General features: G+C 53.3%; 21 protein-coding genes. 9 read left to right on the plus strand and 12 right to left on the minus strand.

All coding sequences use genetic code 11. The annotated features are described in order from the left end of the window. Positions 1 to 10: 10 nt before the first annotated feature. The 6 genes from TREBR_RS12365 to TREBR_RS12390 all read right to left on the minus strand — a co-directional run bounded on the left by TREBR_RS12365 (position 11) and on the right by TREBR_RS12390 (position 6,295). On the minus strand, positions 11 to 571 hold the full coding sequence (locus TREBR_RS12365) for a flavodoxin family protein (RefSeq protein WP_013759505.1): 561 nt from the start codon (positions 569 to 571) through the stop codon (positions 11 to 13). Then, on the minus strand, positions 568 to 1,209 hold the full coding sequence (locus tag TREBR_RS12370; RefSeq protein ID WP_013759506.1) for a DUF2271 domain-containing protein: 642 nt from the start codon (positions 1,207 to 1,209) through the stop codon (positions 568 to 570). The genes TREBR_RS12365 and TREBR_RS12370 overlap by 4 nt, the downstream gene beginning before the upstream one ends. Beyond that, a complete protein-coding gene (locus TREBR_RS12375; protein ID WP_013759507.1) occupies positions 1,206 to 1,808 on the minus strand; it encodes a TetR/AcrR family transcriptional regulator in 603 nt (200 codons plus the stop codon). Before TREBR_RS12375 ends, TREBR_RS12370 begins: the two co-directional genes overlap by 4 nt. Before the next feature lie 185 nt (positions 1,809 to 1,993). Further along, complete coding sequence (locus TREBR_RS12380; RefSeq protein ID WP_013759508.1) at positions 1,994 to 4,435, minus strand: helix-hairpin-helix domain-containing protein; 2,442 nt, start codon at positions 4,433 to 4,435, stop codon at positions 1,994 to 1,996. A gap of 230 nt (positions 4,436 to 4,665) precedes the next feature. Next, positions 4,666 to 5,427 carry a putative ABC transporter permease gene (locus TREBR_RS12385; protein WP_013759510.1) on the minus strand — a complete coding sequence of 254 codons (762 nt, stop codon included), beginning with the start codon at positions 5,425 to 5,427 and terminating at the stop codon, positions 4,666 to 4,668. Between the two features lie 190 nt (positions 5,428 to 5,617). Next, positions 5,618 to 6,295, minus strand: a complete 678-nt coding sequence (locus TREBR_RS12390; protein ID WP_013759511.1) for a hypothetical protein — start codon at positions 6,293 to 6,295, stop codon at positions 5,618 to 5,620. Between the two features lie 145 nt (positions 6,296 to 6,440). Between TREBR_RS12390 and TREBR_RS12395 the strand changes: the two genes are divergently transcribed. Next, the gene (locus tag TREBR_RS12395) at positions 6,441 to 6,839 is read left to right on the plus strand and encodes a hypothetical protein (protein ID WP_013759512.1); all 399 of its coding nucleotides are present in this window, start codon (positions 6,441 to 6,443) and stop codon (positions 6,837 to 6,839) included. A 151-nt stretch (positions 6,840 to 6,990) separates the two neighbouring features. Further along, the gene (locus tag TREBR_RS12400; RefSeq protein WP_013759513.1) at positions 6,991 to 7,578 is read left to right on the plus strand and encodes a hypothetical protein; all 588 of its coding nucleotides are present in this window, start codon (positions 6,991 to 6,993) and stop codon (positions 7,576 to 7,578) included. A gap of 94 nt (positions 7,579 to 7,672) precedes the next feature. Here TREBR_RS12400 and TREBR_RS12405 read toward each other — a convergent pair whose 3' ends face one another. Both TREBR_RS12405 and TREBR_RS12410 read right to left on the minus strand, forming a co-directional pair. After that, complete coding sequence (locus TREBR_RS12405) at positions 7,673 to 8,092, minus strand: hypothetical protein (protein WP_013759514.1); 420 nt, start codon at positions 8,090 to 8,092, stop codon at positions 7,673 to 7,675. Between the two features lie 105 nt (positions 8,093 to 8,197). After that, complete coding sequence (locus TREBR_RS12410) at positions 8,198 to 11,080, minus strand: clostripain-related cysteine peptidase (RefSeq protein WP_013759515.1); 2,883 nt, start codon at positions 11,078 to 11,080, stop codon at positions 8,198 to 8,200. Between the two features lie 392 nt (positions 11,081 to 11,472). Here TREBR_RS12410 and TREBR_RS12415 point away from each other — a divergent pair, with 392 nt between their 5' ends. The 6 genes from TREBR_RS12415 (at position 11,473) to TREBR_RS12440 (ending at position 16,427) form a co-directional block, all read left to right on the plus strand. Then, positions 11,473 to 12,132 (plus strand): hypothetical protein, encoded by a 660-nt coding sequence (locus TREBR_RS12415; protein ID WP_013759516.1) that lies wholly within the window; start codon positions 11,473 to 11,475, stop codon positions 12,130 to 12,132. Then, a complete protein-coding gene (locus tag TREBR_RS12420; protein WP_013759517.1) occupies positions 12,129 to 12,680 on the plus strand; it encodes a GNAT family N-acetyltransferase in 552 nt (183 codons plus the stop codon). Before TREBR_RS12415 ends, TREBR_RS12420 begins: the two co-directional genes overlap by 4 nt. Beyond that, positions 12,677 to 13,489: a hypothetical protein gene (locus TREBR_RS12425; RefSeq protein ID WP_013759518.1), complete on the plus strand. Its 813-nt coding sequence runs from the start codon at positions 12,677 to 12,679 to the stop codon at positions 13,487 to 13,489. The genes TREBR_RS12420 and TREBR_RS12425 overlap by 4 nt, the downstream gene beginning before the upstream one ends. A 91-nt stretch (positions 13,490 to 13,580) precedes the next feature. Then, a complete protein-coding gene (locus tag TREBR_RS12430; protein ID WP_013759519.1) occupies positions 13,581 to 14,996 on the plus strand; it encodes an aldehyde dehydrogenase in 1,416 nt (471 codons plus the stop codon). 18 nt (positions 14,997 to 15,014) lie between these two features. Further along, the gene (locus tag TREBR_RS12435) at positions 15,015 to 15,470 is read left to right on the plus strand and encodes a hypothetical protein (RefSeq protein WP_013759520.1); all 456 of its coding nucleotides are present in this window, start codon (positions 15,015 to 15,017) and stop codon (positions 15,468 to 15,470) included. Between the two features lie 96 nt (positions 15,471 to 15,566). Further along, the gene (locus TREBR_RS12440) at positions 15,567 to 16,427 is read left to right on the plus strand and encodes a flagellin N-terminal helical domain-containing protein (RefSeq protein WP_013759521.1); all 861 of its coding nucleotides are present in this window, start codon (positions 15,567 to 15,569) and stop codon (positions 16,425 to 16,427) included. A gap of 9 nt (positions 16,428 to 16,436) precedes the next feature. On the opposite strand, the gene recR is transcribed toward TREBR_RS12440, so the two are convergent. From recR to dnaX, 3 genes are read right to left on the minus strand one after another with little or no spacing between them, the layout of a single operon-like run. Then, positions 16,437 to 17,024, minus strand: a complete 588-nt coding sequence (gene recR / locus TREBR_RS12445) for a recombination mediator RecR (protein ID WP_013759522.1) — start codon at positions 17,022 to 17,024, stop codon at positions 16,437 to 16,439. An 8-nt stretch (positions 17,025 to 17,032) separates the two neighbouring features. Further along, on the minus strand, positions 17,033 to 17,344 hold the full coding sequence (locus TREBR_RS12450; RefSeq protein WP_342606940.1) for a YbaB/EbfC family nucleoid-associated protein: 312 nt from the start codon (positions 17,342 to 17,344) through the stop codon (positions 17,033 to 17,035). 2 nt (positions 17,345 to 17,346) lie between these two features. Next, positions 17,347 to 19,365, minus strand: a complete 2,019-nt coding sequence (dnaX, locus tag TREBR_RS12455; protein ID WP_013759524.1) for a DNA polymerase III subunit gamma/tau — start codon at positions 19,363 to 19,365, stop codon at positions 17,347 to 17,349. Between the two features lie 145 nt (positions 19,366 to 19,510). On the opposite strand from dnaX, the gene TREBR_RS12460 reads away from it, so the two are divergent. Beyond that, a complete protein-coding gene (locus tag TREBR_RS12460) occupies positions 19,511 to 20,152 on the plus strand; it encodes a hypothetical protein (protein ID WP_013759525.1) in 642 nt (213 codons plus the stop codon). 36 nt (positions 20,153 to 20,188) lie between these two features. Here TREBR_RS12460 and TREBR_RS12465 read toward each other — a convergent pair whose 3' ends face one another. Then, on the minus strand, positions 20,189 to 22,597 hold the full coding sequence (locus TREBR_RS12465) for an ATP-dependent RNA helicase (protein ID WP_013759526.1): 2,409 nt from the start codon (positions 22,595 to 22,597) through the stop codon (positions 20,189 to 20,191). Between the last annotated feature and the right edge of the window lie 7 nt (positions 22,598 to 22,604).

Consider the following 22,604-nt stretch of genomic DNA (forward strand, 5'->3'; position numbering starts at 1 on the left):
TCGGTATTTTCTAGATCAGCGTTGCGGCTTTTCGTTCGATTTTCTGCGGAAGTATTTCCATTCCTTTCGTTCCCGGCAGCACAATTTTTCCTTTGAGTTTAAATCCTGAAGCTGCAAGAACTTCCTTTACGGCAGCGACAGCTTTTGTGCTTTGTCCTGCAAGAATATTGAAAGGAAACGGCGTCGTGCACGTTACAACAATATATGCTTTTTTACCTTCATGCAACGGTTTCGGTATTCCGAGCTTTGTCTCTGCCATAAGAATACCCACCAGACGGTCAAAAAGCCTTTTCAAATCTCCGTTCATATTTCCCCAGTACACGGGAGTTCCGACAACAACCGCATCACACGTTCGGATTTCTTCCGCAATCTTGTGCGCGTCGTCTTTTTGCAGAACACACAACCTGTTTTTTCTGCAAGCCATGCAACCGATGCATGATTTAAATGCAAGATTGCTGACAGTATAAGAACGGACTTCATCATTCCGTTTTGCGCTTTCCTCAATAATACGCAGTATCTGAGACAACCTTCCGCCGTTTCGCGGAGAGCCGTTTAACAGCAGTATTTTCATTTTTCAGCCTGCTTTGCGGCAACGGCAATACATTTTACAATTTTATTTGCAGTTGTAAGCTGCGAAAAATCTTCTGAAATATTTCCGGTCTTCCCGTTCACATCGCCGGTTCCGGCAAACCGCAGAACAATTTCCCCGTTTAGTTCAGCGGGTAATTCGGCTTCATAAATAACGGAAGGCTGACCGTTAACTCCCGAGTTTTCTTTCGTATAAAAATCATTGTAGTCAAAACTGTTGTTGAACTCTGCTTTGATAATGTACGGGTTTTCATCAATATCCGCCGAAAAAACGATTCCCCTTTTGGGAGTTGCAGATGTTACCGCATCAATCTGCAAATCCGAATCATTCCGGGTTCCCGTTGATTCTTTATTGCTGTCGAATTTTGCAGCGTGATACCAGACCGGCAATGATTCAGGGCGGCCTTCTTTCGGACTGAAGACCCAAGTTTTTTTACTTGCACGGTTTGTCACATACAATGTTTTTACATAATTGCCTTTTGCATCTTCCAGCCAAACTGCAACTTGCGGATCGCGTTTTTCTTTCCAGTTTTCACCGGCGTCTATAGAAATAGTAATCCCTTTTGCCGATAGCATCGAGCAAACAATTGTTGATAGAATCAATGCTGATATCTTTTTCATTTTTCTTCCTCCGTAAAAACGGTATCCAGCCAGATTTTTATGAATCTGTCCGTAAATAAATTTCCTTTTTCCCAATATTCCGTATCCGCTCTTTTCAAAAGCACAGACTCTATACAGCCCCAAAGTCCCGAAACAAGGATACCGACATCAAGTTTCGGATTCGCAGATTTCGCGATGCCTTGTTCTATGCAGCGTTCCAACAGCTCGGTTCCCGTTCTGTTGCACACATAATACTTTTCAATAGTCGATTCGTCCGCGTCATCTGCCGGTTTTATTCCCTGCATGACAATCAGCGCTTTTCTCGGATTGGAAAAACACCAGTCCCGGTACGAATTAATAGCACGGAGGATCTGTATTTTAGAAGTTTTGCCCTTTTTTGCATTTTCAGAAATGACCTGATTAAGCTCGTTCAAGCAGTCGAGACTGATTTCCTGAAAAAGCGTATCTTTATCTTTGTAATAATGATAGATGTTTGCAGCTGTTATCCCGCAGTTTGCAGCTATATCACGCATACCGATTTCATCAGGATTCTTCTTCATAAGAAGTGCAAGCGTTTTTGATTTTATTGCCGTTATAATTTCCGTATTCGCAGTCCGCATATTTTCCCGTTTTATTGAACATTGATAATTTAACAGTGTTTAACAATAAAGTCAAGAGGCTGAATCACCGATTGCAAAATCGGTACGGAGATTAAGCACACGTAACTGAACGTCGGGCAGCAGTTCAGGACGTCCGCCTGGCAGCGGCCGTCCTGAACTCGCGCTTTCTCAGCGCAACGTGCCCTTTACCGCTTGTTCTTCAGCAAAGCGGCGAACGGGTTGTAGCTCATGCCGTCGTCGTCGCGGGAAGAGCGGCCGTACGAATCTTGCCCGCCGCGGCGTTCGCGGCCGCCGGAACGCTCACCCGACGGCGAATTTACCGAACTTCCGACGCCCACCGCTCGGCGGTCGTCCGGACCTCGCCTTTTTCCTTCCGCAGAACCGGGAGCGCCCTTTTTGGCAACGACCACGCGGCGAACGCCGCCTTCGGTTTTACCCGAAGCGCTTGCTCCGCCCTGACCGACGCGCGAAGCTGCGTCGCTTTTGAGCGAAAGACTGATGCGGCGCCGGTCCGCGTCGAGTCCGATAATCGTGCATTCTTTGATGTCGCCCACTTTGAGCACTTCCATCGGATCGGTCACGAACGAATCGCTCAATTCCGAAATATGCAGCAGCGCCGTTTCCTTGATTCCCAAATCTACGAACGCGCCGAAGTCTACGACGTTTTTGATTTTGCCGGTAACTTTCATACCCTCTTTCAAATCTTCGAACGTTACGACGCCTTTCTGCATGATCGGTTTGGGATATCCGTCGCGCGGGTCACGGTTGGGTTTTTGCAATTCTTCTATTATATCGCTCACCGTCTGGTCGCCGAGCGAATATTTTTCTTTCAATTCCTTTTTGACTGCACCGGGAATATCCGACTTCTGCTGTACGAGCGGCAGCACTTCGCGCGCAGCCTGATAGTTTTCCGGATGCACCCAGGTGTTGTCCAGCGGATCGGCACTTTCGGGAATCTTCAAAAATCCCGCGCACTGCTCGAACGTTTTTGCGCCCATGCCGCCCACTTTCATCAACTCGTCGCGGCTGGTAATTTTACCGTGCTCGTCGCGATACGCGACTATTTTCTTTGCAAGCGAACCGTTGATGCCAGAAACGTATTTCAAAAGCGAATACGACGCCGTGTTCAAATTGACACCGACGTTGTTTACGACCGAACCGACCACTTCGTCGAGCATTTCCGAAAGCTTTTTCTGGTTTACGTCGTGCTGATACAGTCCGACGCCGATCGACTTGGGATCAATCTTAACCAATTCCGCAAGCGGGTCCTGCAATCTGCGCCCGATGGAAATCGCACCGCGGATAGTCAAGTCAAGATCGGGGAATTCTTCACGCGCCGTATCGCTCGCCGAATACACGGACGCACCGTCTTCATCCACTACCGTATACAACACTTCGGGAAAGTTTTCGTTTATCACGCGCGACACGATTTCCTGCACTTCGCGCGTTCCCGTACCGTTGCCTACGGCAACCAGCTGCACGTTATACTGCATGATCGCCTTGCGGATAGCGGCGGCCGCACCGTCGGGGTCGGCAACCTGCTTAACCACAAAATACCCCAAATATTTACCCGTTTCGTCCAGTGCGGCACACTTGGTTCCCGTGCGGATACCCGGGTCAACGCCCAGAACGCGCGTACCTTTAATCGGCTGCTGCATCAGCAGATTTTTCAGGTTTTCGCTGAAAATGCCGATACCGTGTTCGTCCGCCTCGTCGGCCTGATCGCCGCGGATTTCGCGCACGACGGCCGGCGACAACAGACGCACCAGTCCGTCTTCAATCGCTTCCGCGTGATATTTATTGTTGATCACGTACTTATGCTTTATCACGTCGATCGCGCCGTCCACGTCCACGTCGATGGTAACCTCAAGCTGACTTTCGCGCTCGCCGCGATTTATCGCCAAAATGCGGTGCGGCTTGATTTGATTCAGCGGCTCCTCGTAATCCCAGTACATCTGATACACGGACGTTTTTGCCGCCGATTCGTCGCCCACACCTTTGACGATAATTTTACCGGTTCGCAGATAGAAACCGCGCACGTCGGAACGGTTTTCACTGCCCTGCGCCGTACGCTCGGCAAGAATGTCCTTTGCCCCGGAAATCGCGTCTTCCGCCGACGCAACCGACAATTCCGGCGCCTCCGCGTTTTCGCACACGAATTCGGCCGCCTTCGCCAGTACCGCCGCATCGTCCAGTTCAAGCATCGCGTCGGCAAGCGGATCGAGTCCTTTTTCGATCGCCGCCATACCGCGCGTCTTCTTTTTCTTTTTGAACGGCGCCCACAAATCTTCAAGCTCGGTCAGCGTCTTCGCATTCATAGCCGCTTCGTACAGGGACTCGGTCAATTTATTCTGGCCGAAAATCCCTTTTACAATCTCAAGCCGCCGCGTTTCAAGATTTGAATAACTTTTAAATAAGTGATCCGTGTCGCGAACCTGCACTTCATCCAAAGACCCGTGCGCTTCCTTACGATAGCGCGAAATGAACGGGATGGTACACCCTTCGTTAATCAGCGAAATAACCGCGCTCACCTGCGCAACGCGGATCGAAAGCTCATCCGCAATCCGTTTCATGATGTCAACTTCATTCACCGCAAGCGCGTCAATGTTTTCCTGTGTCAATTCCATATAAATACATACTCCTGCGGGCCTGTGCCCCACCGCTTCCAAAATCAAAAAAAGCGGGTAATGCTTATTCTACTGAAAAACGGCACCGGAAGCAAGGCGCGCGGTTTCGGGAAACGCAAACCTGAGCGGATGCATTTTGCGGGGGAAAGCCTTCCCCCTGGCCCGCACGCTGTTGCGGGCACCCCCTTCTGCGGGGACGAGTGCGCAAACGCCCCGCAACGCCCCGAACGTCATCGTTCCGTACGCTGCCGTGCAGCAGTAGCCGGCGAACGGCGGATAAATTCTTCAAACTTATCGACGCGCTCGCTCAAATAGTCGCCGTTATGCACGGTAAAAAACCGGACGCGGCCGGCAAGTTTGAGTTTGCGCTGCAGCGTCTGAAAATCGATCGGAACGGAGCGGTCAATTTCGGCCGCCTTTTTACGCAGCACCGTACCTAAATGGAACGAAAACGCACCGTCAACGATGAACAGTCCGAAACCTATTCCCACGACGAACGAAAACCACGGGTGCGCCGTAAACCATATCACCAGCCGCTGAATCGGCGGAAACAGAAAAAAGTAATACACGGCGGAAAGTACGCCCCAAATAACCGTAAATTTGGGACAGATCACGCCCTGCACGTTTCCCCACTCGCCCGAATAATCCCACAGCTTGATGTGCATCCCCTTGACGAACAGGATACCCGCGATATATTCGATCAGCGTCATCGCGAGCGCCATAATCGCGAACATACACGCGTAATGCAGAACACCGCCGTTATCCACGCTCAGCAGCTGCGATTCAAACAGCGACAGCACGTACAGCACCGCCACGCCGAAGCCGTACAGCGGCAGACACGGTCCGGTCAGAAATCCGGGATTCAGCCATTTGCGCTCGGGGTTCGCTTTGGAAACGAACCGCCGGAACAGCAGTTCCAACACCCATCCCATCGTGCCGCCGAAAAAAAACAGAAACACGATAACGATAAAACGCTGATACAAACCGAACATTCATACCTCCAAAGTAATTCAAACGGACGCGCCGCGTCTGCAACACGTCAGCCCGCGGCGATTCGGCTCCGGCGGACTTGCCTTGCGTACATATCCAAAGGACGTCCCAAACAATATGCCCCGTGAAGCACACTTCGGGATGACACCCGTGAATACCTCATCGGGCAATTCACGGCAGGGCCGAAAAAAGTCAATACGGAATACACGCCGCAGGTATTTCAGGCAATCCGCCGGCTCCCCATGAAACCGTTTTTGAAAATTTCACGCAGACGGTAACCGTTTCACCGAAAAGGATATGTTTTAAACACAGTTTCGTTTGAGGTTCAATATACGACACGGAATACACGATATCGTCAATTCCGTATGACTTATATTCATCGCAAACGACGCCCGCTATTTTAAGCGTTTTTCCGGTTCTTTCCATTCGCTTAATGGAACCGTCGTCAAACTCTTTCCAAAGCTTGCGCAGCAGCATTTGATCCGCATATCTGTTATCGTACTCGTCGTTCATCAGCGTGTCTCGCGGATCCGCATCACCCGTTCCGTAATCGTAAAAACAGGCATCTTCAAACGAATAGGAAAGATCTCGCCATTGTCCGTTTTCAAAAATATAGAATTGTTCTTCAGGAAATTCTCCCGTCTGACTGAAATAGTAATCGTTTCCCTTCTTTGCAATAGTGAAAACTTCTTTCGCGTCTTCACTGTCAACGGCTTTTTCAACCGTTATATGATAAGTATCCGGAAAGGTGATTTTAAACGCATCCTTTTTCCCCGTTACATCTTCGGCAAAAACGGAAAGTGCCGGAAACGAAACCAGCACCCCCAAAAACACGCCCAGCGGTAATACGTTTCGAAAAATCTTTTTCATAAACCATTTCTCCTTTGCTGATATGTTTTATAATAACACGGCGAATGTCCCGTGTAAACCTGAGCGCTGCACTATAAAATCTGAACATATTCCGCCACGTCAGTACGACACGACACACTGGAACAGAGGCCGCGGATATGGTATCATGTCATGTATCAAAGGAATCGCCGTGAAAAGAGAATTGGGAATCGCAAGATGCGGCCTCGCCTGCTGCTTATGTACCGAAAACGACCGGTGCGCGGGCTGCAATTCGGGAGACTGTCCGGATAAAAACTGGTGCGAAAACCGGAACTGTTCGCTCGATAAAAATATCGGGCACTGCTTCAGCTGTACGGAAGAATGCAGGAAAGGATTGCTGAAAAAAATCAAACCGTATGCATTCACGTTGTTCGTAAAAAGATACGGAGAAAACGCGCTGCTGGATCGGCTGGCCGAAAATGAAAAAAACGGCGTCGTCTATCACCGCAAAGGGATAACCGGCGACTACGACGATTTTGACGACGCAGAAAAACTGATAGAATTCATAAAAACGGGCAAACGGTAGGTTTCAGGTTGCCGCACGGGCAAGCGGTTTAGCCCTTATCCGTTCCGCATACCACCGCATGTACGCGTCAACGCATTGTCTCCGAAAATACCGCAGAAATATCGGCGTATTTTATAGAAAAAAAAGCGTACGTCAGGTTATACTTCATGGTATGAACATACCTTTTTTTATCTGCATTATCGCCGCAATACTGTGTGTCGCAGTGGTATCAAAACGGCGCGGCGCGAACGGTTCCGCCCGAAACACCGAAGGGAACGGAAATGAAACCGCCGGCACCGCATATACAGAAGTCGGCGAACCTGCCGCAACCGACGAATCGGGCGATGCCGACAAAGAGCAATTCTCCGCGAAGTTCTTCGAGCGGATACGAAACGGTGAAGAATCCCAAACGTTTTTGACCCTTTCCTATCAGGGAGACTGTGCGGTAATTCAAAGCCTGCTGCAAAGTGCGGACATCCCGTCATTTACGGAATTTGAACACTTCAATCTGGTTAAAGGCGGCGGACTGTGGGGAGGCGGAGCGGGAACGGATATAAAACTTTCAATACTGAAAAACGACTACGACACGGCGTTTGAAATCGTCGATCAGTTTATCCGAAACAAAAGCGAAACGCTGCAGCACCGCGATTCCGCCGGAGCGGAAGCCGCCAAGACGACCGCCGCGCTGCTGGCAGGAAGCCCGGTAACTCCGACACAGCGTATTTTAGGTATTACCGTCTATCCCAAACACGACGAATAGCGTCCTCTGTGCAAGCAGCGTCCATTACGCGGGCGTGTCCTCTGCGCGGCGCGAAACGTGGAGCATACACGCAGCGCGCGGGCGTGTCCTCGGTTCACTGAACGGCGGTTACCGCAAGCGTTTTTGTCCAGACGGCGGAAGCCTCGGTAAGGATACCGGTAACGGTAACGCTCGCTTCATTTAATGTGCTGAAGAACCCTTCCAGTTCAGCGGGAACTATCAATATGAACGTTACGCGGCTTTTACTTTCCGGATTCTCAAGCAAAGTCCACTTGCCGTCGGAACCTCGCAAGAATCCCGTAACGGAGAGAACTTCACCTATATTGTTTTCATTCAAATACGAATGCGAAGCAGCCGGCACCAAAACGCTTCCTGACGCAGCCGTAACGGTCTGCACGGAGACAGCCGTTTCCGTTCCTTTGTTCCCGTTTTTATCGGATTGACATCCCGAAAAACATAAAAACGCGCATATCGCGCAGACACCCGGCACGGCTATATACGATGAATATTTCATGTGCAGTTTCCTTAAAACATACGGAATCGATTTAACGTAAAAAGTACAGGGCTGCCGGAAAAACGGTTAATTTTTCGGACAACCCCTACGATGTTCCGTATTATACTATAAACTACCGAACCATACCGCAAGTAAATCAGCCCAAGAAGACTCAGCTCCGAAGGCAAGATCCTCTTTATAGAAGGACGGAATAACGCCCGGCTGTATAGAGCTGCCGTTTATATTCACCGTCTCACCGCTGATTGTCAAACCGAACGGATTCGCCGTCCTGTTCAGGACGGGATACAATCCCGTTTCCGCCGCAGGAGGCGCGGGCGCGTCGCGCCAAGATGAAACGACGGCAGCGTCCAGCGCGGTAATCACCGCGGCACTCGCCGTATTCAGTTCCGGCCAGGCGTTTACATTATTGGAACCCTGTGTTGCGGCGGAAACGTATTCCATATTGCTTGCCATGTAGCCGATATCGAACAGCCAGGAAAACGATCCCAGATAATACAGGCTGTTCCCCGAAAATCCGCTGAATCGAACGTAATCTTTCAATACCTCCAAATACGTTACCGGTTCGGTATTTTCATTTGCGGTCGATACGTACGTATTTTCTACCTTATCGAAATACACTCCGTCAAAAACTTTCGTCATATTGCTCAGCAGCAACGTTGCAAGCGAATCAACGGACGTTTTTACCGCGTCGATTTTCGTCAAATCGATAAACGAAAAAGTCGGGATACCGAGATGGGAAAGCCACATGACTTTTTCTAAGTTTTCATTCATTGCACCGCTGGTCAGACCTGCAGTTGAAATCATTGTACCCCATTCGGAACCGCTCAGTTTATAAGAAGTCTTATAATCGGCTACCATTTGGGTCCCCATGCTTTCAAGCGTTGCCGAAGCGGTGCAGGATTTCATCATGGCAACGTAATCCATTCCCATACCGGGAATATTGTTCGGCGAAGCTGCAAAATACTCCGCGTAATCCTTAAACTGATACGAATCTTCAATGGAAGCGCCCAAACAAACGTCCATCAGGATCATACCGAGTTTATTCGTCGTACCGTAACCGGCGGCGGCAAGCGCCTCGGAAACGTCTTTCGTTTTAAGGAACGCGCTCGCACTGCCTTCGTCCCAGCACAACGCTTTCCGACCGAAATCTCTGTTCAGTACAATCGTGCTGCCGTCTTCAAGCGTCGCGGTTACCGGTGCGCTGCGCGGACCGCCGCCGTGATTCGAAAATTGCAGCACGACGTTCTTTGCGTCGTATCGCTCTTGTGCCCACTGAAGAAAGTTTATGAGCGTTTGCTTATCGCCCATATTGACTTCACCGCAAGAAAGAGCCGTTACGTCCGCAATATTGCTGCCTCGCGGAACTACCCAATCTGCCGTATAGGAAAGATTTTTTGTATCGGAAGAAAGTACGCATCCGCGGGAATCGATATATGTGTTTTCATTGGAATCATCGGTTCCCAATTCATACAGATAGCTGCCGGACTTTCCGATTTGCGGCGTCGTCTGAGCGTCGCCGGCAAAACCGTCCCATAAACTGACAACGTTTACGGAACCGTATCCCGTTTCTGCAGAGCCGTCCGCCTTCCGTATATTATACAAACCGTATTCTACTTCATTTAAATCGAGAAAAATCGGATCGTTCAGGTTGTTGTCTCCGTCCATATAAAGCAGGAAAAGCCAGTCCGACGTTTTTCTTGTTATTTTAGGAGTCGCGGAAACGGAAACCGATTTATCCGTTCCGGTCGTCGTTACTTTGAACGTATACTCGGTATTATTGGTGAGTCCGTATATCGAAGCCGATGCTCCTGATACGGTAGCCGTATACACGACGGAATCACCGGCTTTACATTCAACATCAAAGGAAGAAAACCCATCAGGTTTCACCCATGACAATACGATCTTTGAATCCTCCGCAGAAGCGCTCAAGCCGGAAACCGGAGCCGGCAGTACGACTTTCAAAGTATTTGTTTTAGTTTCATATCCGTTTGTTACTGAAATTGTATAGGTTTCCAACGCTGCGGAGTCAAATGCCGGAAACGTATACGTAACAAATGAACCACTTTGACTTTTATACGTAAGAGCCAGCGGCTGCGAATCAGCAGGATTTGTCGCCGTCGTGTACGTCGCGGTAATGCATCCGTCGGACACGTTCGGAGACGACGACAAATACTCGACGGTAAGAGAATCGTTTGAAACGTTTTTGAGGCTATACAGTTTCGGACTCCACAACGCATACAACGTAAGAGATTTTGTTACCGAAGATGAAAAATCGTATTCCGTTTTTTTATCTTCAGACCAAAATCTGAAATAATGAAAGAGTAATGAAGGTGTTCCGGACGGTTTGTCAATCGTTTTACCGCTTATCGCAGAGACAGACGAAAACTTTTCCTTTCCGCCGTTAACATCGAAAGAAACGGTAAACACATCTTTTTCAGTCCATACCGCGTACAGAGTTACCGGTGAAGTGGCGGAACCACTTGTAAGATCGAATCTATCATCCGAAAAACTGGCTTCCGTTGCGGTTTGTTTTTCCGACCATCCCAAAATGTGGTACGTTTTTCCGGCAGCAGTCTGTTCCACTTCAGGAGCGGAAAAAGGGGCGCCTTTATCAAAGTAAGATTCTTTTGTAACATCCGCAGAACTTTTCAGCGTTCCGCCGTTTGCATCGAACGTTACGACAACTTGCCAATTCGCTTTTAATGTTATATTACCGGAAACCGGCAGGGAAAAATCATAGGCCTGCCCGTCATCGGTCAGCCATCCGCCGAAATGCCAACCGTCTTTTCGGGGAGAGGCAGGTTTCTCGGCCCGAGCCCCCGATTCAACCGTTTGTGCCGAAACCGAACTGCCGTCGTCACTATTAAACGTCAGGGTATACGTTACCACCGGCTTGGGATCCGCCGGAGACGGACATCCCGTCAGGATAACGCCGGCTAGCGCGGCAAAAAACAGAAAGGGCAGCATAGTGCACACATTTTTCTTCATAAAACAACCTCCGATGATGAGCAACGTTTTTTCGCAGTTCATGCCATTTACGCTAAATATGCATAAAATACGTATTTGCTAAGTGTATAATACAAATGCCACGAATTCAACTTAAAAATTATTTTATTTTGAATAATATCAGCTTTTTTATTTAAGCCTGATTTTTTTAATGAAAATGGAGAATTTTAAGTTTTGTCCGAACGGTGCCGTACCGTCTATCCCAAACACGCCGAATAGCGTCCATTGCGCGGGCGTGTCCTCTGCGCGGCGCGAAACGTGGAGCCGCGGAACATATACGCAGCACGCGGCTGGTCGGGAAAAGCGCCTTGCAGAACGGCGGCGACTGTGTTACAGTACCGGTAGTACGGCAACGATATACAGGAGTTTTCCCTATGTTGAAAAGAAATACGCTACCTATTTGCATTCTTGCGGCGGGCCTGCTGTCGCTTTATTCCTGCAAAAGTACCGAAGTTCCCGTCGGCGGCGAACAGGTTCTGCTTTCCACCTTTACGACCGACTGGGCCGAAAATTCGTTTTCTGACGAGTCGCAGCTCGGCTACTTTTTTACCACGCCGGAACTGGGCTCTTTTTCCATGATCCAAGGCGAATTCAATAAAACCGGCGGATACGAAAAAAGCGCCTTCGGCTTCGTATTCTCCTATACGGCGGATGAGAAAGGGCGATTGTCAAATTATATCCGCTTTGAAATCAACACTGCGGGTGAATACGCCGCATACGCGTACGACGGCCGCACGTATACCGATCTGATCGAAGCACAACCTGAAAACACCGCGTACCTGTACCCGTCCGCCGCAATCAAAAGCGGCTACGACAGCATCAACACGCTGAAAATCGCCGAAACGTCTGCCGGGTACGATTTGTTCATCAACGGAACGAAAACCGCATCGATAACCGTTCCTTCCGGATTTGACGGCGGAACCGGCGTCATGGCGTTTTTTTCCGTCGGAAAGAAAGACCAGGAACAATTTCCCGGTGCTCCGGTTCGCGTAACGTACCGAATCACGGATTCAAAAGCGGCGATGCAAAAATGAAACTACGGAAGGCGAAACCGACCGACATCGGCGTTATCATGAAAATAGAACGAAGCGCGTTTATTCCCGCCGTCTGCGAAACGGAAACGACGTTCGCCGAACGCATCGCCGTATTTCCCGACGGCTTTTTGCTGCTGGAAGACGACGGCGGAACAGTCTGCGGCTATTTCGCGTCGGAACGATGGCGGAACGTCCGTATGGAACGCGCGTTTTTCGAGCTGGGACATTCCGCCGCCGCCAGCCACGAACCGGACGGCAGCGTGCTGTACGTTTCATCCATGGGGATACTCCCGTCGCACCGCGGTACCGGGTTGGGAACGTATCTGTTCAACACTGCCTGCCGAACGATATGCGATTTCTGCAGCCGCGGCGATCCCGAAAAGGCTGCCGTTTCCGCGATCGCACTGCTGGTCAATGAAGCGTGGAAAAGCGCGCGCCGTATCTACACGCAGGCGGGCTTTACCGAAACGGCGCGGTTTGCGGGCTTTTTCCCCGCACCGGACGGCGGCAGCCCTTCCGACGGAATCGTCATGGAGCGCGCCGTATGACCGAAACACAATGGAACAGTTTTGCCTGCTTCCGCAGCGAGTTCAAAACGCAGTGCGCCGTCTGGAACGAACGATTTCAAACGGCACTGCAGCCGCTGCAAGCCGCGGCCGCGGCAGCGGACACGCCGTCGTATCCGCTTGAAACGGCCGTCGTATACAACACGGCGCTCGATGAAGTTACCGCGCAGGACGACATTCGCCTCATCGTCATCGGCGACAATCCGGGAAAAGACGAGCAGCGCGCCCAAAACAGACGCTACCTGGTGGGGCAATCGGGCAAAATTGCCGACGGTTTTTTCCGCCGGGAACCGGAGCTGCGCATCGACTTCCGCAAAAACGTCGTCATATTAAATAAAACGCCGGTTCACACCGCAAAAACGGCGCATCTGAAATACGTGCGCAAACACGGTTCGCCGGAAATAACGCAGCTGCTGCTCGAAAGCCAGTTGTGGATGGCGCGCAGCACCGCCCGGCTGCATCAAACCCTGTGCTCCGCGGCCGCACCGGGTGAAACGTGCGCACTGTGGCTCGTCGGATACGCGGAACTCAAAGGCAACGGCATCTTTTTGCCGTACCGAGACGAACTGCACGGCGCGTACCGTACCGATACGGAGACGAGCGACGCGTGGCGGCACGTGTTCGTGTTTCAGCATTTTTCGATGAACCGATTTTTGATCGATCTGAAAGACTACCGCAGCCGCACGGCCGCGGCTTTTCCCTGCGAAGCGACTGCTGAAAACGGACACACACTGGCGCACGACCTCGCCGCGCTGGGAACGCTGCACCGGACCGAAATCTTCGGCGCGTAACGCCGCAACTCCATACACGGCGCAACTCCATACACGGCGCGCGCTGTGCGAACCGATTGTCTTATCCCGGATCTTGAAGTATACTGTACGCATGGACAGTCAAACCGTTTCAGCCGTACTGGAAAGCCAGCGCGCGTTTTTCGCCTCGAACATCACGAAAGATATCGTTTTCCGCCGCAAGCAATTACTGGCGTTAAAAAACGGCATCACCGAGCGCGAACAGGATATCCTCGACGCATTGCGCCGGGATTTGGGCAAATCATCGTTTGAAGCCTATTCGACCGAAATCGCGATGGTGCAGGAAGAGCTTTCCTTTATGCTCAAACATCTGCGCTCCTGGGCAAAACCGCGGAAAGTCAAAACACCGCTTATCAATTTTCCGTCCGAAAGCGTCGTCTACCCCGAACCGTTCGGCTGCGTCCTCGTCATGGCGCCCTGGAACTATCCGTTTCAGCTCGCACTGGCACCGCTTGCGGCGGCGCTGTGCGCCGGAAACTGCGCGATCGTAAAACCGTCGAATTATTCCCCGTCCGTGTCCGCCGTCGTCGAATCCCTGCTGAACGACGTGTTTCCGCCCGAATACGTCGCCGTCGTTACCGGCGGGCGGGAGGCGAACGCGTCGCTGCTCGAGCTGAAATTCGACTATATTTTCTTTACCGGCAGCCCTTCCGTGGGTAAAATCGTCATGCAAGCCGCCGCCGCGCATTTAACGCCGGTCAGCTTGGAACTCGGCGGCAAAAGCCCGTGCATCGTGGACGCGTCCGCCTCCGTCGAACTCGCCGCAAAACGTATCGTCTGGGGCAAATTGCTCAACGCCGGGCAGACGTGCGTCGCCCCCGACTACGTCCTTGCCCACGAATCGGTTAAAGACGCACTCATCGCCGCGCTGCGCCGCCAAATCACCGCGTTTTACGGTTCCGATCCGGCGCACTGCGACTATTATCCGAACATCATAAACGAAAAACATTACCGGCGGCTCGCCGCGTTCTGCGACGGCTCCGATCCGGCAAACGGCACGGTACTGCGCGCAGACGGTGCGGACGATTCTGCGGAAACGGCGTTCAACGATGCCGAACGGAAAATAGCGCCGGTCGTACTCGACGGCCCGGCACCCGATTCGCCGGTCATGAGTGAAGAAATATTCGGGCCGGTGCTGCCCGTCTTGAGCGTCGCCTCCATTGAAGAAGCGGTTTCGTTCATCAGGGAACGGCCGGAACCGCTGGCGCTCTACCTGTTTACCGGCGACGTAAAAGCCGAAAAATACGTACTGCGCAGCGTCAGGTTCGGCGGCGGCTGCGTGAACGACACGATCATGCATTTGACGTCTTCGTATCTGCCGTTCGGCGGCACCGGCAACAGCGGCATCGGCAGTTATCACGGCAAAGCCGGATTCGACACGTTCACGCATTACAAAAGCGTGTTGTCAAAATCCGTACGCATCGACGTTCCGTTCCGGTATCCGCCCTACACCGGAAACCTGAATCTGATAAAACGCTTCATGAAATAAGCGCCGCGCTTGCCCGTCATGCAGGATTTGTTAACCGTCATCGGAATCGCCGCGGCAGTCGTGCTGTTCGCGGCGGCGTACCGTTTGTATATCCGCTGGAAAAAACCCGTTCCGCACGATTACGAAGCGGCGGCACCGCGATCCGCTTCCCGGCGGAGCGATGCGGCAAGCAGCCCTCAAGAATCCGGTTCCGCTACGTGTCCGCTCTGCGGAACGCGCCTCGCGCGCGGAGAAAATCTCGTTTCAAGAGTATTCCGCGAAATTGAAAAAGCCGGCGACGGCGAACAGCGCTGCACCGTCCTCGGCTGCCCGCACTGCTACCCGGCGTGCGAACCGGACGTGCGCCGGACGTGTCCCGTGTGCGGAAAACGGGTACCGCCGGACGGCTGGCTTATTGCCAAACTGTATTCGCGCACCGGCGGAAAGCATCACGTCCGCATCACCGGATGCACCGAATGTCATAAAAAACCGTAAAGTCTTGCCACGGATCTCCGATAGTTAAATATCAGGCAAATACCTGAAGCGAATAACGCAGACAGTTCCGACTGACTGGATAAATGGGAGAATACGATGGTCATAAATCACAACATGAGCGCTATGTTTTCACAGCGCACGACGAACGCAACGAACGGCGCAACGCAGAAAAACATGGAAAAACTTTCTTCAGGCATGAAGATCAACCGCGCCGGTGACGACGCGTCGGGACTTGCCGTATCTGAAAAAATGCGCAGTCAGGTTCGCGGTTTGAATCAAGCCGCGACCAACGCACAGAACGGTATTTCTTTTATTCAGACGACCGAAGGATACCTGCAGGAAACAACTGACATCGTACAGCGTATTCGCGAACTTGCCGTCCAGTCGTCGAACGGTATTTATACGGACGAAGACCGTATGCAGATCCAAGTTGAAGTTTCCTCGCTCGTTGCGGAAGTCGACCGCATCGCGAGCACCGCGCAGTTCAACGGTATGAACATGCTCACCGGACGGTTCGCCCGGCAGGCGGGAGACAACACGGTTACCGCTTCAATGTGGCTGCACATCGGCGCGAATATGGATCAGCGTTCGCAGGTGTTCATCGGCACCATGACGGCGACCGCGCTGAACCTGCGCAATTTCGGCGACGAATCCATCATTTCCCTGGAATCACCCGACAGCGCAAACCGCGCGATCGGTACGCTCGACGAAGCGCTTAAAACGATCAACAAACAGCGAGCGGATCTGGGTGCGTATCAGAATCGCCTCGAATATACGGTTACCGGCTTGAGCATCGGCTCCGAAAACCTTCAGGCCGCCGAATCGCGCATTCGCGACACGGACATGGCCAAGGAAATGGTCGATTTTACCAAAAATCAGGTGCTGCAGCAGGCCGGTACGGCGATGCTCGCGCAGGCGAATCAGTCCACGCAGAGCGTCCTGAGTCTGCTCAAATAAAACGGGAATTTAAAACGCCGCCCGTCCGCGAAAGCTGCGGGCGAGCGTCAATCGGTCGGCGTATTCAAGATCACCGCCGACCGGCAATCCCGACGCAAGGCGCGTTACGGTTACGCCGGTTTTGGCCAGCAGTTTCTGTAAATACAGCGCCGTCGTGTCGCCTTCAACCGTCGGGTTCGTTGCGATGATAACTTCGGTAACGGAACCGTCGCCGAGGCGTTCCATCAGCTTTCCGATCGAAAGCTGTTCCGGCCCCACGCCGTCGAGCGGCGCGATCACACCGCCGAGTACGTGAAACAAGCCGCGGAACTCGCGCGACGCTTCTATGGTCTGCACGTCCTGCGGCTGTTCAACCACACACAGCAAATTTCGCTCCCGCAGCGGATCCGAACAAATCGCACACGGATCTTCTTCCGTATACGAGCCGCACACGGAACACGGTTTTATTTTATCCTGAAGCACCGCTATCTGCTGGGCAAAACGCAGCATGAATCCGCGGTCCGCTTTGAGCAGATAATTGGATATCCGGGACGCACTTTTTTTTCCGATCCCCGGAAGCCGGGAAAAGGATTCCGTCAACTCTTCAAGCGCATTCATAAAAGCCTCTACAGATTCAAGCCGGGAATATTCAATCCGTTCGCCAGAGGGCCGAGTTTGTCTTTGACTGCATCCTGAACGCGGCTCACCGCGTCCCGGCTCGCCGCCGTAATCAAATCTTGCAGCATCGGAATATCGCGCGGATCGACGGCAATAGGATCAAGTTCCACCCGCTGCGTCTCGAATTGACCGTTCACCGTTACTTTTACGATTCCGCCGCCCGCCGAGCCGGTTACTTCTATCAGCTTCAATTCTTCCTGAATTTTTGCAAATTGTTCTTTCATGCTCTGCGCGTTTTTCAGCAGTTCGAACGGATTCATATTCATTTTTTTACTCCTACGATAGATCCTTTAAACATTCTGCACACGGCTTCAACCTGTTCGGGAATAACGTTTTCTTCTTCTTTTACTTCAGGTACGTACGCTTCAGGCTCAAACAGAACGGTTCTCTTATAGAAGGCGGAAATGAGTTCGGCAATCAGCGCCGCGTCTTTGCGCAACTGATTGAACATAAAAGAACCGGCGACGCCCGCGCGTATGACCGATCCGTCCAAAACCCACGGCTGCGTATCCATAAGGGCCGAAGCGGTCAGCGCGTTTGAAACGGACAGCTCCCGGATCACCAGTTCCCGCAGTTCACCGAGCGGAATTGCCGGTTCAGCAGGTTCAGCCGCTTCAGCAGGCACGTTGCCCGGCAGCGGTGAGTTTCCCGGCACGGTTTGCCCGGCTGACGGCGAACCCACCTGCGTCTGATTCTGCATCTGCGCCGGAAATTCGGGTTCAGGCTGCTGCAAGGCAGCGTCATGCCGATCCTTCATCGATTCCGCCACGTCGGAACGCAGCGGCTGAGTTTCGCGCCGGGGTTCAGGCGGCACGGCTCCGCCATCAGCTAAAGGGCGCTGTTCACCTCCGCCCTGTCCGAATACCGAAAAACGCGGAACGTTCGGATTAGGCGCCGCAGCCGCAGCCGTATTCGGTATGGGCGCGTTCAGCGCGGATACGTTCGGAGCTGCCGAACTTGCCGGCAGACCGCCGAAGTTTGCCGGCTGACCGCCGAAGTTTGCCGAACCGGCCGCCGAACTTGCCGGCAGACCGCCGAAGTTTGCCGAACCGGCTGCCGCGTTTGCCGGCTGTCCGCCGAAGTTTGCCGAACCAGCCGCCGTGTTTGCCGGCTGAGTGCCGGCACTTCCCCCGGACGATCCGGTCAGCGCGATGCGCGCCGTCTCGATCGCAGCTTTCACCTCCGCCGAGGAAACGAACGAGGTCAAACCGCACAAACGCGTAACGGCGAGTTCCGTCTCGTAACGCGGATTCAGGGAATAACGTATGTCCCGGTATAAATTCAAAAACAGCGAAAGCGCGCGTTCAAGCTGCACCTGATTCCACGCCGCCAGCACCGCCTGCGAATAACGTTCCGCAGACTGCCCGAGCAGCGCTTCTTTGGTAATGCCCGTTTTTATGAGCAGCAGACTCCGCACGTAATCGGCAACGTTTGAAATGAATTGTTCTATTGAAACGCCGCTTTGCAGTATTTCGTCAAGCCGTTCTATCGCCGCCGATGCATCCGCGGCAACGCAGATTTCACATAATCCGTTGAGCCGGTCGACACCCACCAAGCCGAGCTTTTCCCTGATTTTGTCAAACGTAATATGCCCGTCGGAAAAGGACGACACCTGATCGAACAGCGTGTACGCGTCGCGGATACTGCCGGTCGACTCGCGTGCAATCCAATACAGCGCCTCGTCGTCCGCCTGCACCTGTATCTCCGCCGCCGCCTGCGCCAGCAGTTCTTTTATCTGCTCCACGGCCACCAATCGGAAATGAAACTGTTGGCACCGGCTTTTAATCGTCGCGGGCACCTTATGCAATTCCGTCGTCGCAAAAATGAAAATGACGTACGGCGGCGGCTCTTCTATCGTTTTCAGCAGCGCGTTGAACGCGCTCGTAGAAAGCATATGCACTTCGTCTATGATGTAAATCTTATACCGGCACGAATTCGGCGGGAACAGCACTTCGTCCTTGATCTGGCGCACGTCGTTTACACTGGTGTTCGACGCACCGTCTATTTCGATAACGTCCAGACTCGAACCGCGCGTAATTTCACGGCACGCCGCGCACTCTCCGCACGGAACGGCGGCGGGTCCTTTCTCGCAGTTCAGAGCTTTCGCAAGGATGCGGGCCGACGATGTTTTTCCGCAGCCGCGCGGACCCGCGAACAGATACGCGTGAGCTATTTTACCCGATTGTATTGCGTTTTTGAGCGTTGCCGCAACGAATTCCTGTCCGACCAAATCGTCGAACCGCTGCGGACGGCGCCGGGTTGCAGTTACTTCATATGCCATACGTTATAGAATATCCGAAAAGACGCCTTTCCGCAAGCATACCGAACGGAACGTTCCGAACGAAAAAATATCCTGAAAATCGTTTTTTCTGCCGAAAATCGTGCTATAATGGCAATACGAACGGGCTTTTTCAATAGGAGAATACATGCGTACATTGTTTTTAGCGGGAATGACTTTCTGTATACTGTCCGCCGCAGCCTTTGCGTCCGGCAGAATCGAAGCGACCGGCGGCTATCCGGTGCAGTCTTCGTTCGGAGAAGAAAAAGTTACCACCGGCGGATACAACGTTACCGCCAACACCGAACGCTTTTTGGCAGGTCCGTCGGCGGGAATCAATTACATCAATATGAACGAAGCCACGGCCGTCGGCTTCGGCTTGTTCCTGAACATGCAGTTTCCGCTCAACGCGGAATCGGAAATAAAATCGAACCGCGGAAACGTTTCCGAACGGATATCCGCCAAAGACGCGTACGATTCCTATCATTCGTTCGACGCGCTGCTCGGCGCCGTGTTCAACGTCGTATCCGGTTCGGTAATCGAGATTCCGGTAACGTTCGGCGGACACCTCAGATTCGACCGCTATCAGACGAAAGGTGCCTCATCCTCCCGCTCGGACGTATATCTGGGTTTGGGCGGCAGCGCCGCGGTAAACCTGTTCTTTGCCCGCCCCGTATATCTTACGGTAAAATGCCAAATCGCCTACGATTTTCTGGTACTTTCCAAAAATGAAACGGTAAAATCGGCCGTATCCGTCGTTCCGGCAATCGGTCTCGGCTTTAAATTGTAATCCGCAGCGTAAACGCCCGCCGGAACGAAAATACCGTTATTCAAAGCGGCGGTAATCCCAGTTATGTTTGGGATACCGCCCTTTCATCTCCTTGCAGACGTCGGGCCAGGTGTTTTCCCAAAACCCGGCAAGATCACGCGTAACCTGCAGCGGGCGGCGCGCCGGAGAAAGCAGCCTGAGCAGCACCGGTTCGCCCGAAACGAGCGGCGTTTCAAAACAGCCGAACAATTCCTGCACGACCGCTTCAAGCACCGGCGTAACGGTTCCCGCGATGCGTTCGTACCGCAGCTTCCGTTTTTTCCCGTTCGCGAGCGTCAGCAGAACCGGCACCGCTTTGTCCACCGCCGCGCCGCCGCAATACCAATACAGTGCGTCGTACAGCAGTTCCGCCGTTACCGTTCCGTCGGGCGGCAGGAACGGAACGAGCCACCGCTCCAAAGAAGCAAGCAGCGCTTCGTCGGAAAACGCCCCTCGTTCTCCGTCCGCGGCGGGACGATCCGGCGCGCGGGCTTCAAGAAACCGAACGCGCAGCAGAAACGAACGAGCCGCGTCGTTCCACGGCAGCGTTTCCAATCCGTTTTTGCGCACGGCGCCGCACACGGCGGCAGCGGCGTCCGCAGGTTCGGTTTCGACGCGGCGGCTTGAAAGTTCCAGTTTGCCGTAGCGGACGTATTCGGTTTTTCTGACTTTGCGGACGGAACCTTTTCCGCGCTCTTCAAATTCGACTTCATACTCGACGCGCGCGCGGTTCGCGAGCCACGCTTCGGCAAAATCGGCCGGAAGCGGATGCCACGCGTAAATGCGGCCGGTGCGTTCACCCGCGTCGGCGTCGGGCGCTACGATCCAGGCGGGAAAAACGGCGTGCTGTCTGCATTCGTCGTCGGAAAGCGACGCGACGCGGCCCGACGGAAACCGATACGTTCCGCCGCCGAGTGAAGCGCATAATCTGTCGGGAAACCCTGCAAGCAGCGCCGCCTCGATTCCGTAAGCGGGCGCGGCGGGAACCGGATATCCGCACGTTTTGAGCCGCCGTTCCAAATCGAGCGCAAGCCGTCTTTTTTCGGCAACGGCGCGTTCGTCCAGTCCGGCATACGAAACGGCGGCAGCGATTGCTTCACGGCCTCCGCTCAGCGCCGTGCACGCAATCCGCGGATGTACGCCCAATTTTAAAGCCGCCCGCCCTTTAGACGTAATACGGAACGATTCGTCAAGACATTCCATCGTTTGGAGCAGATCGCGGGCGGCGTTCCAGGCACCGGACGGCGGCGTGTCGAGCCAGGAAAGGGACGCTGCGTCCGTTACGCCCCACTGCGCGCATTCGAGCACGACCGGCATCAAGTCGGTCCGCAGTATTTCGGGCGGCGTTTCAGTCACGCGCACTTCATGTTCGTTCCATAAACGCACGCACCGTCCCGCGCGAAGCCTTCCGGCGCGTCCGGCGCGCTGCTCCGCAGAAAACGCGCTTTCGGGTTCGGTCGAAAGCCGTCCCATGCCGGAACGCGGATCGAACCGGCTGATTCTTGACAAACCGCTGTCTACGACGACGGTAACGTCGGGAACGGTAAGAGAAGTTTCGGCTATTGCAGAAGAAAGAATGACCCGGCGCTTTTCAGGTACCCCCGTACCGGGATCGAGTACCGCCCGCTGTTCGTCGAACGGAACTGAACTGTGCAGTATGAGAATTTCGGCAAAACGCTCCGCACCGGCGGCGGCAAGTTCCCGCGCACAGCGCCGGATGTCGGCTATTCCCGGCAGGAACACCAGCACGGCGCCGTCCGACGGCGTGCCCGCTCCGGATTTCGTATTTTCCGCAGTTCCGCTCAGTTCGTCCATAACGGCTGCGGCGGCGCTTCGCGCTCCTGCATATTCAATTTTCACCGGAAATCGCCGGCCGGGAACGGACAGAACGGGCGCGGGAAGCGTGGGTTCCAGAAAAAGGGACAGCTTTTCAACGTTAATCGTCGCCGACATTACCAGCACGAACAAATCGTCGCGCAGCAGCATCGCTTCCTTCAGAAAAGTCAGCGCAAGATCGGCGTGCACACTCCGTTCGTGGAATTCGTCTATCACGACCACGGAAACACCTTCGAGCGACGGATCGGCTTGCAGCATATTGATCAGGATCGCCTCGGTCAAAACCTCAAAACGGGTACGCCCGGAAATTTTGGTTTCAAAACGGAGCCGGTAGCCGGCAGTTTCTCCAGGCTGTTCCCCCAGCAGCGGGGCGACGCGCGACGCGACCGCGCTGACTGCAAGCCGTCGCGGTTCAAGCAGCACGATTTTTCCCGGAAAATGATCGAGCAGCGCGAACGGCACCGCCGTCGACTTTCCGGCAGCCGTTTCCGCCGTCAGTATCAGAAAACGGGAAGCGGACGACTCGAGCCGAGCGGCGATGTCGTCCAAAAACGGAAAAATCGGTAAACCGGAAATTTCAGGCGGATACACGGAGCGG

The sequence above is a fragment of the Treponema brennaborense DSM 12168 genome, from assembly GCF_000212415.1.
GTDB classification, from domain to species: domain Bacteria; phylum Spirochaetota; class Spirochaetia; order Treponematales; family Treponemataceae; genus Treponema_F; species Treponema_F brennaborense.